18 protein-coding genes are annotated in these 14,515 nt (G+C 44.2%); 8 read left to right on the top strand and 10 right to left on the bottom strand.

All coding sequences use genetic code 11. The annotated features are described in order from the left end of the window. Positions 1–183: 183 nt before the first annotated feature. Together AB4482_RS11830 and AB4482_RS11825 are read left to right on the top strand one after the other, a co-directional pair. Positions 184–588 carry a DUF2061 domain-containing protein gene (locus tag AB4482_RS11830; protein WP_102320268.1) on the top strand — a complete coding sequence of 135 codons (405 nt, stop codon included), beginning with the start codon at positions 184–186 and terminating at the stop codon, positions 586–588. 47 nt (positions 589–635) lie between these two features. Next, the gene (locus AB4482_RS11825; RefSeq protein WP_372126910.1) at positions 636–1,130 is read left to right on the top strand and encodes a GNAT family N-acetyltransferase; all 495 of its coding nucleotides are present in this window, start codon (positions 636–638) and stop codon (positions 1,128–1,130) included. Positions 1,131–1,179: 49 nt separating this feature from the next. Here AB4482_RS11825 and AB4482_RS11820 read toward each other — a convergent pair whose 3' ends face one another. Beyond that, a complete protein-coding gene (locus tag AB4482_RS11820) occupies positions 1,180–1,974 on the bottom strand; it encodes a glycosyl hydrolase 2 galactose-binding domain-containing protein (protein WP_017058931.1) in 795 nt (264 codons plus the stop codon). Positions 1,975–2,099: 125 nt separating this feature from the next. After that, complete coding sequence (gene rraB, locus AB4482_RS11815; protein WP_017058930.1) at positions 2,100–2,516, bottom strand: ribonuclease E inhibitor RraB; 417 nt, start codon at positions 2,514–2,516, stop codon at positions 2,100–2,102. Between the two features lie 576 nt (positions 2,517–3,092). On the opposite strand from rraB, the gene arcA reads away from it, so the two are divergent. From arcA to AB4482_RS11790, 5 genes are all read left to right on the top strand, one after another. Next, positions 3,093–4,313, top strand: a complete 1,221-nt coding sequence (gene arcA, locus AB4482_RS11810) for an arginine deiminase (RefSeq protein ID WP_372128577.1) — start codon at positions 3,093–3,095, stop codon at positions 4,311–4,313. A gap of 157 nt (positions 4,314–4,470) precedes the next feature. Next, complete coding sequence (locus AB4482_RS11805) at positions 4,471–5,475, top strand: ornithine carbamoyltransferase (protein WP_017063738.1); 1,005 nt, start codon at positions 4,471–4,473, stop codon at positions 5,473–5,475. A 266-nt stretch (positions 5,476–5,741) separates the two neighbouring features. After that, positions 5,742–6,671, top strand: a complete 930-nt coding sequence (gene pyrB / locus AB4482_RS11800; RefSeq protein WP_012604860.1) for an aspartate carbamoyltransferase — start codon at positions 5,742–5,744, stop codon at positions 6,669–6,671. A gap of 12 nt (positions 6,672–6,683) precedes the next feature. Further along, positions 6,684–7,145: an aspartate carbamoyltransferase regulatory subunit gene (gene pyrI, locus AB4482_RS11795; protein ID WP_017058927.1), complete on the top strand. Its 462-nt coding sequence runs from the start codon at positions 6,684–6,686 to the stop codon at positions 7,143–7,145. Positions 7,146–7,281: 136 nt separating this feature from the next. Continuing rightward, complete coding sequence (locus AB4482_RS11790) at positions 7,282–7,671, top strand: RidA family protein (RefSeq protein ID WP_004735319.1); 390 nt, start codon at positions 7,282–7,284, stop codon at positions 7,669–7,671. A gap of 124 nt (positions 7,672–7,795) precedes the next feature. Here the strand turns inward: AB4482_RS11790 and AB4482_RS11785 are convergent, their stop codons facing one another. The 8 genes from AB4482_RS11785 to mlaF all read right to left on the bottom strand — a co-directional run bounded on the left by AB4482_RS11785 (position 7,796) and on the right by mlaF (position 13,275). Continuing rightward, entirely contained in the window at positions 7,796–8,521 is a 726-nt protein-coding gene (locus tag AB4482_RS11785) for a 1-acylglycerol-3-phosphate O-acyltransferase (RefSeq protein WP_017058926.1), read from the bottom strand. A 152-nt stretch (positions 8,522–8,673) separates the two neighbouring features. Next, entirely contained in the window at positions 8,674–9,939 is a 1,266-nt protein-coding gene (gene murA, locus AB4482_RS11780; RefSeq protein WP_017058925.1) for a UDP-N-acetylglucosamine 1-carboxyvinyltransferase, read from the bottom strand. Positions 9,940–9,947: 8 nt separating this feature from the next. Then, a complete protein-coding gene (gene ibaG, locus AB4482_RS11775; RefSeq protein WP_017058924.1) occupies positions 9,948–10,202 on the bottom strand; it encodes a BolA family iron metabolism protein IbaG in 255 nt (84 codons plus the stop codon). Between the two features lie 13 nt (positions 10,203–10,215). Beyond that, positions 10,216–10,524: a lipid asymmetry maintenance protein MlaB gene (locus AB4482_RS11770; RefSeq protein ID WP_017058923.1), complete on the bottom strand. Its 309-nt coding sequence runs from the start codon at positions 10,522–10,524 to the stop codon at positions 10,216–10,218. Beyond that, positions 10,524–11,153: a phospholipid-binding protein MlaC gene (locus AB4482_RS11765; protein ID WP_120459707.1), complete on the bottom strand. Its 630-nt coding sequence runs from the start codon at positions 11,151–11,153 to the stop codon at positions 10,524–10,526. Before AB4482_RS11765 ends, AB4482_RS11770 begins: the two co-directional genes overlap by 1 nt. 52 nt (positions 11,154–11,205) lie before the next feature. Continuing rightward, positions 11,206–11,697, bottom strand: coding sequence for an outer membrane lipid asymmetry maintenance protein MlaD (gene mlaD / locus AB4482_RS11760; RefSeq protein ID WP_017058921.1), 492 nt, complete (start codon positions 11,695–11,697; stop codon positions 11,206–11,208). 2 nt (positions 11,698–11,699) lie between these two features. Then, positions 11,700–12,479: a lipid asymmetry maintenance ABC transporter permease subunit MlaE gene (mlaE, locus tag AB4482_RS11755; protein WP_017058920.1), complete on the bottom strand. Its 780-nt coding sequence runs from the start codon at positions 12,477–12,479 to the stop codon at positions 11,700–11,702. A 1-nt stretch (position 12,480) separates the two neighbouring features. Continuing rightward, on the bottom strand, positions 12,481–13,275 hold the full coding sequence (mlaF, locus tag AB4482_RS11750) for a phospholipid ABC transporter ATP-binding protein MlaF (protein ID WP_171733232.1): 795 nt from the start codon (positions 13,273–13,275) through the stop codon (positions 12,481–12,483). 264 nt (positions 13,276–13,539) lie between these two features. Here mlaF and AB4482_RS11745 point away from each other — a divergent pair, with 264 nt between their 5' ends. Next, positions 13,540–14,505, top strand: a complete 966-nt coding sequence (locus tag AB4482_RS11745; protein WP_017063737.1) for a calcium/sodium antiporter — start codon at positions 13,540–13,542, stop codon at positions 14,503–14,505. Positions 14,506–14,515 lie beyond the last annotated feature (10 nt).

Genomic DNA, 14,515 nt, shown 5'->3' with positions numbered 1-14,515 from the left:
CGCGATGAACCTTTTTTTATACCTCTGATTCCAATATTCCAATGCTTCTCACTCTATTCTCACTCTAGCCGCACTGATTGATAGGTTTCATCTATCAAATTAATCTCTACTTCCCATTATACTTAATGATAATAATTCTCAATAATAGACCTATCGAAACAACACAACGATTGAGTAATTATCATGAAAAAGACACTAACCTTTGCTGCATTACATTTTACTATCGCATTTAGTGTCGCTTATGTACTAACAGGCGACATCTTAATTGGTAGCTTAATCGCTATGATTGAGCCCTCTGTCAATACTGTTGCCTTCTATTTTCATGAAAAGGCGTGGGCTCAAGTTCCAGCGCTTAAAGCTCGTCAGTGGATGACCAAATTAAAAACAGCAAGCTTTGCTAGCATCCATTTTAGTGTTGCCTTTACCGTGGTCTACTTGTTGACTGGAGATGCTTTCATCGGCGGTGTGATGGCCTTGCTAGAGCCAACTTTAAATACCGTTGCTTACTACTTCCACGAGAAAGTCTGGTTACGTAAATCAGGCGACCAAATGGCACAACAACAATTCTGTTTGCACCAACATGCTTAGTCACCATATATTGGGTCACATATTAGTGACCCTTTCATAGGCAGATCATGGAACAAATTGCTGAGTTCACCCTTAGACCCATTACACCGCAAGACAACCCAAGCATCGCACAAATCATTCGCCAAGTTTCGGCTGAGCATGGACTCACAGAAGATAAAGGTTATGGCGTAGCCGATCCAACACTCGATGATATGTACTCTGTCTATAGCCAAGCGAATGCAATGTACTGGGTTATCGAACACAACGGAAAGATCGTCGGAGGCGGTGGCTTTGCCCCTCTAGCAGGTAAACCCAATGTGTGTGAGCTACAAAAGATGTACTTCTTACCGCAAACTCGAGAGCATGGCCTAGCCAAGCGAATTGTCGCTTTGAGCTTAAAGCAAGCCAAGCAATTTGGGTATCAACACATGTATTTAGAAACGACGGAGTGCTTGGGTGCTGCGGTCAAACTCTATGAGAAGCTTGGGTTTGAGCATCTTGAGTCAGCTTGGGGAGAAACAGGCCACGACGCTTGTGAGGTTGTCATGGCCAAATCGTTATAAGCAGAATGCGCCGCTATAGCGAAAGAAGGTAGCACTAAAAGATTATGAATTAGCGTAAAAAGTTACTGACGCAAGAAGTTGGGTTCAAGGCAACAAAAGAACTCTCTTCTTGCCCATCAAGTACCACTTCTAATGGGTATAGATACTTGGGGTTAGGATTCTCAATATCAAAAATGATAGGAGCTTCGACCTGGAACACGACGCCAGTATGTTCAGCGCGTACATCAATCGGCATCACGAGAGTCATACCATTAAACTTGATGGATGCCGATACTAACCCCGCCTTTAGCGTTTGATAGATAACATCCACTTTAAACTCACAGCCACCACCGTGGTGCCAGATCTGCTCTGTGACAACTTGCTCTAGCTTGACGTTTCGAACGAACTGCAGGTATGGCGCTTGCCAAATCCCGATGCGTGAATCAGATTTAGCGATAGCCTGTGAAGATACAGAGTCATCCATGTCTTCTTCAAGCAATAGGCTCTCCTCTTCTTCAAGGAAAAGGATCTCGAAACGGTTTCGGCCGGACTGCATATAAGGACGGATATCTTTACGGTATTCAGCTTGGCTACCATCACAATCAAAAACAGCCACACCATTAAGTCGAACTTCAGCAAAATAATCGACTCCAGCCATCACTAACTCAACAAATGGACACGCTAACATAGCGTCATCCACTTCGATGTCGTGCATCAGGTGCCACTCTTGCTCTGCAATTTGACTTTCACTCAAGCTATCAGGGAGCTTTGAGCTTAACGGAGCCGGAAAGGTGATGTCATCTTGTGGGATAGAGAGATCCGTCAGTGGCGAAATTTGCCAAAGACCATCGAGAAGCAACCGCATATCATTCCTTGAGCTAGATCAATTTTGACCGCATTATAATGAATGAATGCATATAAAGACATTTATTTTTCTGAGGGTAAAAAAATGCCAGCTCGAGGCTGGCATTTTTTAAAATTGGGAAAGAATTACTCTTCGCCTTCATCATCTTCGTCTGGGTAGATAGCATCTTCACCTTCGTAGTAAGTGCCCCAACCGTCGTAGATAATGTCAAACTTCTCTGCAAGGTTTACAAGCTTCTCAACTTGCTCATCAATCGCTTCTGCATTCAGAGTACATTGCATCGTTGCATCACAACAAAGTAGCTTATTGCCATCTTCGTCTTCTGTCTCTTCAGCTTCAAGCACTTCAAAGCCCATTTTGAATGCTTCAACAACCGCTTTCTCAAGCACATCGAAATCTTCAGCAAATAGGTGATGCTCGATATCGTATAGAGCTTCAGGATCGCTACCATCTTCAATTAATGCTGTAATGATGTCGCGAGTCTCTTCCTTTTGAAATTCAATTAATTCCGCTACTGATAGATATTCATCTTCGTGAGACATGTGTCTGCTCCAGAGTGTTGACTATGAAAAGATCAAATTTGATTGCCACGAAATATGGCACGGATCGTCCAGAAAAGCCACCCAGATCAGGCCTAGAAAGGTAAGTTTATCGCGAGATCGCAGCGCCAATATCAATTCAAAAGTGAAATCAAAATCACAGAAACAAATTTTCAACATTTTATTAACTGCGCCGTATTTTAGCATTTCGTTTTTGTGGCCACTTTAGGGCTTATTGAATAAAACTTGCGTGATTAGTCACGTTAGGTGCATACGCTAAACCGCTTTTGGGGTGCATAAATCCTCAGCTTGTTATCAAAAAGTGCATAATAGTGAATAAAAAATCACGATTAATAAGCAAAATTCAATTCTAACAAGCCACGAATTGAGCATAGATCCTCAAAAACGTTGTTCCGTTCGATAGCCAGTTAGTTGGAATTTAATCTGTATAAACTTAAAAATCACAGGTTTTATGACCAATTATTACCCAAATACCTTGTATTAACTCAATCTACAAAACTTGCATATTACGGACAAGCTTGTCATAAATAGACGCTGGATTAATAGTAAGGATGCAAAATGAGTAAGCTGTACGTTGGCTCCGAAGTCGGTCAATTGAGACGAGTTCTCCTAAATAGACCTGAAAGAGCACTCACCCACCTCACCCCTTCAAACTGTCATGATCTTCTATTTGATGATGTACTTGCCGTTGAAGCCGCTGGTGAAGAACATGATGCCTTTGCAGAAACGCTGCGCAGCCAAGACGTAGAAGTACTACTGCTGCATGACCTGCTAGTAAAAACGCTTGCCGTATCTCAGGCTCGTGAGTGGTTGCTGAATACTCAAATCTCAGATTTCCGTTATGGGCCGACTTTCGCCCGTGACTTAAGAAACTACCTTGCTCAAATGGATAATGAGCATCTAGCAACGATCTTACTCGGTGGCTTGGCCTACTCTGAGCTTCCTATCAAATCATCATCGATGCTGCCTAAAATGCATCGACCACTCGATTTCGTTATCGAGCCACTGCCTAACCACCTATTTACGCGAGATACTTCTTGCTGGGTTTACGGTGGTGTATCGCTTAACCCAATGATGAAGCCTGCACGTCAACGTGAAACGAACCACCTGCGTGCTATCTACCGCTGGCACCCAGTGTTCGCAGGCCAAGATTTCATTAAGTACTTTGGTGACGAAGACCTTCACTACGACAACGCTAACATTGAAGGCGGTGACGTACTGGTTATCGGTAAAGGTGCGGTACTGGTTGGTATTTCAGAGCGTACGAAACCACAAGGTGTCGAAAACCTAGCGGCTAGCCTATTTAGATCAGGCCAAGCGAGCGAAGTGATTGCGATCGATCTACCAAAACACCGCTCTTGTATGCACCTTGATACGGTGATGACACACATGGATATCGACACGTTCTCTGTCTATCCAGAGATCGTTCGTAAAGACCTCGACACTTGGCGCTTAACGCCAAAAGAAAACGGCGAAATGCGTGTCGAGAAAGCTGAAAACTACCTGTCAGCGATTGAAGGCGCACTAGGCCTTGATCAACTGAAGATCATCACTACCGGCGGTGATAACTACGAAGCTGAGCGTGAACAGTGGAATGACGCTAACAACGTACTGACAGTGAAACCAGGTACCGTGATTGGTTATGAACGTAATGTTTACACCAATGAGAAATACGACAAAGCGGGTATCGAAGTTCTAACGATTCCTGGCAACGAGCTAGGCCGTGGTCGTGGCGGCGCGCGCTGTATGAGTTGCCCTATCGAAAGAGATGGTATCTAAGTCAAAGAGCTCAGTTAAACAGACTCAATAATCTTATCTAGGCCAGTATTCATTTACTGGCCTTTTTTATCAAATTAATAAAATAAATATTCACAAATATAGCATTTTTATGTTTAACTAAGTTCTTCATTGATTCTATATACGCAAGGAGCGAGAGATGGCCTTTAATCTTCGCAATCGTAACTTTCTAAAACTTCTCGACTTTACTCCTAAAGAGATTCAGTTTTTACTCGACCTGTCTGCTGACCTAAAAAAAGCTAAGTATGCAGGCACTGAGCAGAAGAAACTCAACGGCAAAAACATTGCTTTGATCTTCGAGAAAGCATCAACTCGAACACGATGTGCGTTTGAAGTGGCCGCCTTTGATCAAGGTGCTCAAGTCTCTTACCTTGGCCCTTCTGGTTCTCAGATTGGTCAAAAAGAATCAATGAAAGATACGGCGCGTGTATTGGGACGCATGTACGATGGCATCGAGTATCGTGGCTTTGGTCAGAGTATCGTTGAAGACTTAGGCGCTTATGCGGGCGTGCCGGTTTGGAATGGCTTAACCGATGAGTTCCACCCTACTCAGATCTTGGCTGATTTCCTCACTATGCTTGAGCATGGCCGCGGGAAGCATCTACACCAAATCAGCTTTGCTTATCTAGGCGATGCACGCAATAACATGGGTAACTCTCTGTTAGTCGGAGCCGCGAAGATGGGCATGGATATTCGCCTTGTCGCGCCAAAAGCCTTTTGGCCAGAAGAGCAGCTTGTTGAAGAGTGCCAAACCATTGCGCAAAACACTGGCGCAAAAATCACGTTAACTGAAGACGTTGCTGAAGGCGTCAAAGGTTGTGATTACCTATACACCGATGTTTGGGTTTCGATGGGCGAAGCCCCTGAAGCTTGGGACGAACGTGTGGCGGTAATGAAACCATACCAAGTGAATATGGATGTCATTAAGCTAACTGGTAACCCTCAAGTGAAGTTCATGCACTGCCTACCCGCTTTCCACAACAATGAAACTGTGATTGGTCAGCAAGTCTCTGACAAGTATGGAATGAACGGCTTGGAAGTGACTGACGAAGTGTTTGAATCTGACTACTCGATTGTATTTGATGAAGCTGAAAATCGCATGCACACCATCAAGGCGGTGATGGTCGCGACGCTTGGTCAATAGACAATAATGAAAGTAAACAAAAGCTTGATGTAATCGCTTGCGCTCACAAATTGAAAGCGTATAATTCTCGGCAATTTGTCTGAGAGTAGTGAAAATGACGCCAACCAATATTGTGATAACACATAGTAATATTGTGAAAACACCAAATATTGCTCGTAAGCTAAGATGCTTACCAGGCCGTCTATTCTGCTTTTCAGCACTTTTTTAAAGCCTCCCATTATGGGGGGCTTTTTTATGGCCAATACATTATTGTGGGGAAGAAGATCATGGCGAATTCGCTCTATCAAAAGCACATCATCTCAATTCCAGAGCTTTCTCGTGAAGAGCTAGAATTAATTGTTCAAACGGCAGGTCAGCTAAAGGCTGAGCCAAACCCAGAACTCATCAAGAACAAAGTTGTTGCCAGCTGCTTCTTCGAACCTTCTACGCGAACTCGTCTCTCTTTTGAAACTGCGATTCAACGCATCGGTGGTGATGTGATTGGTTTCGACAGTGGTGGTAACACTTCTTTGGCAAAGAAAGGCGAAACGCTAGCGGACTCGGTACAGGTTATCTCTTCATACGTTGACGCTTACGTGATGCGTCACCCTCAAGAAGGCGCAGCGCGTCTGGCTTCTGAGTTCTCAAACGGTGTTCCTGTTATTAACGCAGGTGACGGCGCAAACCAACACCCAACACAAACGTTATTAGACCTATTCTCTATAGCTGAGACACAAGGCCGCCTCGACAACCTAAACGTTGCATTCGTTGGTGACCTTAAGTACGGCCGTACGGTTCACTCGTTGACTCAAGCACTAGCAAAATTCGACAACATCTGTTTCTACTTCGTGGCTCCAGAAGCACTAGCGATGCCAGACTACATTTGCGAAGAGCTTGATGAAGCGGGCATCAAGTACCAACTATTGACGGACATGGAAGATGTGATTCCTGAACTAGATGTCTTGTACATGACTCGAGTTCAAAAAGAGCGCTTCGATGAGTCAGAATACGCGCACATAAAATCCGCATACATCCTGACCGCTTCGATGCTGGAAAATGCACGCGATAACCTGAAGGTTCTGCACCCTCTTCCTCGCGTTGATGAAATTACTGTCGATGTCGATAAAACACCTTACGCTTACTACTTCCAGCAAGCAGAGAATGGTGTTTACGCCCGTGAAGCATTGCTAGCCCTTGTTCTTAACGAAACGCTGTAGAGGAGAGATATAATGTCTAAAGAGACTCAATTAAAAGTTGAAGCAATCAGAAACGGTACTGTTATCGACCATATCCCAGCCAATATCGGGATCAAGGTTCTAAAACTGTTCGACATGCACAATTCTCATCAGCGCGTGACGATTGGCCTGAATCTACCGTCTTCTGCACTAGGCGGAAAAGACCTGCTCAAGATTGAGAATGTGTTTATCACAGAAGAACAGGCGAGCAAGCTGGCACTTTATGCGCCTCACGCAACAGTGAATCAAATCGAAGATTACGAAGTGGTTAAGAAACTACCACTAGAACTTCCTGAGCAAATCAACGATGTGTTCGAGTGTCCAAACACCAACTGTATTACTCACAATGAACCGGTTGAAAGTAGCTTTAAGATCTTTGAAAAGAAAGAAGATATTCGATTGAAGTGTAAGTATTGCGAAAAAGTCTTCTCTCGCGAGATCGTAACAGAAAGATAACGTCATACGGCAAAGCAGACCGAATGTAAAAACTATCAAATACCTCGCCTGTGCGGGGTATTTTGCGCTTTACCTATCCAAAGTTTGAAGGCACACTGAAAATTGATTTTTATCTAATAACTGATGGAATAAACCAATGACTAAAGTACTTCACACAGAATCTGCTCCAGCTGCAATCGGCCCATACGTACAAGGCGTTGACCTTGGCAACATGGTACTGACTTCTGGTCAAATCCCAGTAAACCCAGCAACTGGTGAAGTATCTGCTGATATCGCAGAGCAAGCTCGCCAATCTCTAGACAACGTTCAAGCGGTTGTTGAAGCTTCAGGCCTGACTGTAAAAGACATCGTAAAACTAACGGTATTCGTTAAAGACCTAAACGACTTCGGCACAGTAAACGAGGTTTACGGCAAATTCTTCGATGAGCACGGCGTTGCAAACTACCCTGCACGTTCATGTGTTGAAGTAGCTCGTCTACCAAAAGATGTAGGTATCGAGATCGAAGCTATTGCGGTTCGCAAATAGCTTTTAATCTCTAGATTAAACACCTTCGGATAAACGACTTAGCGTAATGCTGAGTGTTTATTAGATACAAAAAAGGTTGCCCCGTTGGCAACCTTTTTTATTGTTCATCGTTTCGCTTAGATAATTACTTTTTATTAAGCTCAACCACTTCTTTGTCTAACTCTTCAAGTTTCGCAGCCATCTGCTCACGAGCTAGGTTAGCCAGTTCACGAACATTAGACTTGTCGTAGCCTTCAGTGCTGATTGGTGGCAGCATTTCAACAATCACGTGACCATTGTTCCAACGGTTTAGCTTCACGCCACCGGTTGAGCTACACACGATAGGGATGATAGGCAAGCCAGCACCAATCGCAGCATGGAATGCACCTGTTTTGAATGGCAGCAGACCACGGCCACGAGAACGAGTGCCTTCAGGGAACATCCAAACTGAAACATCGCTCTCTTTTAGACTCGTCACGACCTGATCAATCGTACCTACCGCTTTGCTACGGTTAGCACGGTCAATTAGGATGTTACCCGTCAACCAGTAAAGCTGACCAAATAGAGGCATCCACACTAGGCTTTTCTTACCAACAGTTACCACTTTTGGCGTTACCGCTGATGAAATCGTGAATAGATCCCAGCTGTTTTGGTGGTTCGCCACATAAACATGTTGGCCGCGAGAGTAGGCATCTTCTGGGATGCGAAGCTCTAACTTCATGCCGAAGATCTTCGACATGCGACCGAAATAACGGCCAAAGGTAAATACGTGTTTCGGGTTGCGTGGACTTAATAGGCAGTAACCACAACCAAATACAAACATAAGAATCGCAAATATCGCCACTGCGAAAATACGTAATATTGCTATCATTTTGTTCCTCACCGACCGCCAAGTTGATTCATCTATTCGCGCAAAAATGAGCAATAGATTTACTCGCGGTAAATACAACTATAAAAAAGCCGAAACCAAGGTTCCGACTTTTATGTTTTCATCTTACTGATTCATGAATCCACTAACCTAGGTTAGTTCGACTCACTAAATCGTGTAATGTTTGCGCCTAAGGCTGACAATTTATCTTCAATCTTATCGTAGCCACGATCGATGTGATAAATACGGTCAACGATGGTTTCACCTTGAGCAATACAGCCAGCAATAACAAGGCTCGCAGATGCGCGAAGGTCCGTTGCCATTACTTGAGCGCCGCTCAGTTTTTCCGTTTCACCACAGATAGCCGTGTTACCTTCGATTTCCGCTTTTGCACCCATTCGCTGTAACTCAGGAATGTGCATAAAACGGTTTTCAAAGATAGTCTCAGTGATAACACCACTGCCTTTCGCCATCATGTTAAGCAGAGTAAACTGTGCTTGCATGTCGGTTGGGAAACCAGGGTGAGGTGCCGTTACGATTTTCACCGCTTTCAGTTCACGACCCGTCATATCAAGACTGATCCAGTCTTCGCCCGTTTCAACCTTCGCACCCGCTTCTTCAAGCTTCGCTAAGGCAGCTTCAAGAAGATGAGCGTTGGTGTTGCGACAAACCACTTTACCGCCAGAAACAGCAGCAGCAACCAGGAAAGTACCTGTTTCAATACGGTCAGCAACCACAGAGTGTTGGCCACCACCAAGACGTTCAACGCCTTCGATAGTAATCGTATCTGTACCTGCGCCAGAAATTTTAGCACCCAGTTTGTTTAGGAAGTCAGCCGTATCAACAATCTCAGGCTCACGCGCTGAGTTATCGAGTACTGTTGTTCCTTCCGCTAGCGTTGCTGCACACATGATAGTAATGGTGGCACCCACACTTACTTTATCCATCACGATGTGCGCGCCTTTCAGACGGCCATCAACACTTGCTTTCACATAACCATCTTCCAACTTAATGGTCGCACCTAGTTGCTCTAGACCGTGGATATGCAGATCAACAGGTCGAGCACCAATTGCACAACCGCCTGGAAGTGACACTTGGCCTTCACCAAAACGAGCGACTAGAGGACCTAAAGCCCAGATAGAAGCACGCATTGTTTTCACTAAATCGTAAGGCGCACAAAATTCATTAATTTCGCTGCCATCAACATGAACACTACCATTACGCGATACTTTTGCGCCTAAACGCTTAAGCAGTTCCATCGTAGTATCGATGTCACGTAGGTGAGGAACGTTACTTACTTCCACTGGCTCTTCAGCAAGAATTGAAGCAAATAAGATAGGTAGCGCTGCATTTTTTGCGCCTGAGATCGTCACTTCACCGCTTAGCGGCTTATCCGATCCAATAACTCGAAACTTTTCCATCATAAACCTTAAAGTGACATCAGTTTCTTATCACGTTCCCACTCTTCCGGCGTGAAAGCCTTAATAGAAAGAGCATGGATGTCATTGCGTTGAATGTATTCCATTAGTGGGCCGTAGATTAGTTGCTGCTTCTTAACTCGATTCATGCCGTCAAAACATGGATCAACCGCAACAACTTCGTAATGACTGCCTTCCCCTTTCACGAAAATTTCCTGAAGGTTCAGTGCTTCTGCTAATAATTCTTGTACTTTTGTGCTGTCCACAAATAGCTCCTGCCTAATTTTTTATGTGTTCTGCCATCATTGGCTGGATATTGCTCAATTGGAACAACGTTCGTAATTGTTCTGGCACGAAACTGAGCATTATATGACAGTTTTGATTTTTTGCATGCTCTAATAAGTGAATTAGCATCACCATTCCTGCTGAATCGACTCGGTTTATATGGCTAAGGTCAATTTCAACGCTCGATTCCGTCGTTTGCCACTTTTCCAATATACGCCAGATTGCAGGGACACTGTCTCGGTCTAAATCACCGAACAGTTGATACTCTTTAGAGCTTAGTGCTTGCCATTGAGAATGGCTCATTATTTGTTACTCTCAAAACGAATCGGTTGTGCGGCTAATTTCTCTAGTTCGTCTGCAACTTGTAAGATGCCTTCTTGACGAATCTTAGTATTCCACTCCGATTGCTTGCTCGACAACAAGCTAATACCTTCGGCAACCATATCAAATGCTTTCCACTCGCCAGATTTCTTGTCTTTGCGAAGCTTAAATTCAAGCTTAATGTTTGGTCGCGGCGTATCGATGATGTCGACCTTGATACTGGTAATGCGGCTATCCGCTTTGATTTTTGGTTCTGGACCAAATTCAATCGTCTGATCTGTGTATTGAGTCAGCACTTGGGCATAAGAAGAAACAAGGTATTTACGGAATGAATCGATAAACACGCCCACGTCTTTTCTATCCGCGCCTTTCAAGTTTGGTCCAAGTAACTTAAGAGCTGCATATTGTGCATTCACATAAGGCATCAACTCTTCTTCCACGATGACCTTCAATAACTCTGGATCTTGGTGGATGTTGTCTTGTTCACTCTTCAAACGCTCAAATGCCACTTCGGCAACTTGAGTCATCATCTGGTAAGGCTGAGTACGGTCAATCGATTCTGCAGCAAAGGCTTGGGTAGAAATAAGCAACGCCATTGCCGCCATAAACATTGATTTCAAGTAACCAATAGCTTTTAAATAACTAATAGTTTTCAACATTATCTTATTCCTTAGCTTCGCTGTCATTAGAACCACCAACGCTATACAGCACTTGGCCAATCAAATCTTCTAGTACCAATGCTGACTTAGTGTCTTCAATTGAATCACCATCGACCAACATCTCTTCATCATCAAAAATGAAGCCTGGAACCAGACTAATGTACTGCTCACCAATTAAGCCAGATGTTAAAATTTGAGCACTAGAGGTATCTGGAAATTGTGAGTACTTCCCGTCAATAGACAGTTCAACGACAGGAAGGTAGCTCTCGGTATCAAGCTCAATGCTTTTAACTCGTCCAACAACGACGCCACCCACTTTCACTGGAGAACGAACTTTTAGGCTGCCAATGTTGTCAAAGGTCGCTTTTAGATTGTAAGTATGGTTCGAACCTATGCCTTTTACGTCAGCGACTTGAAAGATCATGATTAAGATTGCGCAAATTCCGGCAATAACAAAGGTGCCGACCCATAATTCTAATTTTCGAGTTTGTTGCATGATTAATTCCCAAACATCAATGCGGTAAGAACAAAATCTAGCCCTAGTACCGCTAGAGAAGAGTGCACTACAGTGCGTGTGGTTGCCTGACTGATACCTTCTGAAGTCGGTACTGCGTCATAACCATTGAAAAGTGCGATCCAAGTTACGGTGATAGCGAAGACCATACATTTGATCATGCTGTTACCAATATCTCGGCCAAGTTCTACTGAAGACTGCATCGCAGACCAGAAACTGCCGTGATCAATGCCTTTCCAATCAACACCAACCAGTTGACCGCCCCAAATACCTACCGCCATAAAAATCATAGCAAGCAATGGCATTGAGATAAGCCCGGCCCAAAGACGTGGTGCAATAATGCGTTTAAGAGGGTCAACGGCCATCATCTCAAGGCTTGAGATCTGCTCTGTTGCCTTCATTAACCCAATCTCTGCCGTGAGTGCTGAACCGGCTCGACCTGCAAATAATAACGCAGTCACCACAGGCCCCAACTCACGCAACAGTGAAAGCGCGACCATTTGACCAAGGTTTCCCTCAGCGCCGTAGTCAATTAACACGACATAGCCCTGCAGGCTGAGCACCATGCCGATAAACAGACCCGAAACTAAAATAATAGCCAATGACTGAACGCCAACGCTATAAAGTTGTTTTACTAATAAGGGGAAGTTTTTTAGTCGCGGGATGCCAAACAAAGCCCCAAATAACATCAGGCTTGCTCGACCAAATGACTCACAGCTCGCAAGTGTACGCTTACCGACACCCGCAATAGTTTTAACAATCATATTAAAACAAATCCTTTTCTAAGCTCTTCGCAGGGAATCTAAATGGTACTGGACCATCGGCTTCGCCTTGCAAAAATTGCTGCACTCTCGGATCGCTATTGTTGTACAACTCATCAGGTGTTCCAGCGGCAATAATCTTGCTATCTGCCATGAGGTAAACCCAATCAGCAATACTCATCACCTCTGGCACATCGTGAGAAACAACAATCGAGGTTAAGCCCAAGGCTTGATTGAGATTTCGTATCAATTCAACCAATACGCCCATGGTGATGGGATCTTGGCCAACAAACGGCTCATCGTACATGATAAGTTCTGGATCCAGTGCGATTGCGCGCGCCAGTGCGGCACGCCTAGCCATTCCGCCAGACAACTCACTCGGCATCAATTGCGCAGCACCACGTAATCCTACCGCTTCAAGCTTAAGTAATACGATGGTACGAATGAATTTTTCATTAAGTTCAGTGTGCTCTCGCAGCGGAAACGCCACATTATCAAAGACATTGAGATCCGTAAAAAGCGCACCCGATTGAAATAGCATGCTCATTTTCTTACGTGCTTGATACAGCTTTCGACGTGATAATGCAGGGACATTGTCGCCATCAAACCAAATTTCGCCTTCATCTGGCGGCAGTTGCCCACCAATCAAACGCAGTAAAGTCGTTTTGCCAATCCCAGACGGCCCCATGATTGCGGTTATCTTGCCTTGAGGCACCTCTAAACTGATGTCATCAAAGATAACGCGCTCACCACGTGAGAAGCTGAGGTTTTTAACTTTCACAAGCTCAGTGTTCAACATATTTTTGTTGTTTCCTTGCTTTAAAAAACGCCAATTATGGCTGCAATAATAATGAGTCTACTTTAGAATTAAAAGCACTGTTCAATTAATTCATATTAAACAGGAATCTATGCAGGGATTTGAAAGCATTAGGAAATTATCTATTGATCTCTCTTTCTTGCCTGCTAACTGGTAATTAATTTGCCGAGTGACTTCCCTTTTATCTAGCAACAGGTCAAAATTAGCGGTTAATTCTCCGTTTTTATTAATTTTTTAGGAATCATCATGCTTGAAGCGATTGCGTTTCTTATTATCGGTCTAGGTTTTTTGGTGTGGAGTGCAGATAAGCTGGTTTACGGTGCCGCTGCTCTTGCTCGCAACTTCGGTATTTCACCACTAGTTATCGGTATGACGATCTTAGCAATGGGGTCTTCGGCTCCTGAAATGATGGTTTCTGCGACAGCAGCCCTTGATGGCAAAACAGATACAGCTGTAGGCAACGTACTGGGCTCTAACATCGCCAACATCGCGCTGATTTTAGGTATTACAGCCCTTATCAAGCCGTTATCGATTAGCTCAGGCGTGATTCGTCGTGAACTACCATTAATGATCGGTGTCACTCTGCTAGCGGGCGCCCTATTGTGGGATAACCATTTAGGCTTCTATGAAGGCGTGTTGTTGTTTGTTCTTTTTGCCGCGTTTTTGTTTGCTATGTTGCAAATCAGCCGCAGCGAGAAAAAGAACGGCGATGCTTTCCTTGATGAGCAAGAATCAGAGATCCCTGAAGGCGTAAGTAACCCTAAGGCTGCAATGTGGGTAGTGATTGGTCTAATCGTCCTACCTTTAGCTGCTGATATGCTGGTAGATAACGCTGTGATCATCGCGAAGTTCTTCGGCATGAGCGACCTTGTCATTGGTTTAACCATCATTGCTGTTGGTACTAGCCTTCCTGAACTTGCAGCATCACTAGCCGGCGTTATGAAGGGTGAAGATGATATGGCTGTAGGTAATATCATTGGTTCAAACGTATTCAACATCCTTGCTGTTATGGGTATCCCGGGCATCCTAAACCCTTCGATCTTGAGCGAGTTCGCTATGGGTCGTGACTTCTGGGTAATGCTAGGCGTATCGCTACTACTTGTTGTGATGGCACTAGGAAAATCTCGTAGTGTGAATCGTATTGAAGGCGGCGTGTTAATTGTGACGTTCGTGGCCTACCAAAGTTACCTATTAATGAACATGTCGGCTTAATTGTTGATTT

This window comes from Vibrio sp. 10N.222.55.C7 (genome assembly GCF_041473335.1).
GTDB lineage: Bacteria > Pseudomonadota > Gammaproteobacteria > Enterobacterales > Vibrionaceae > Vibrio > Vibrio crassostreae_C.
The sequence above is the reverse complement of the archived record's forward strand: the minus strand, read 5'-3'. Positions and strand labels throughout refer to the sequence as shown.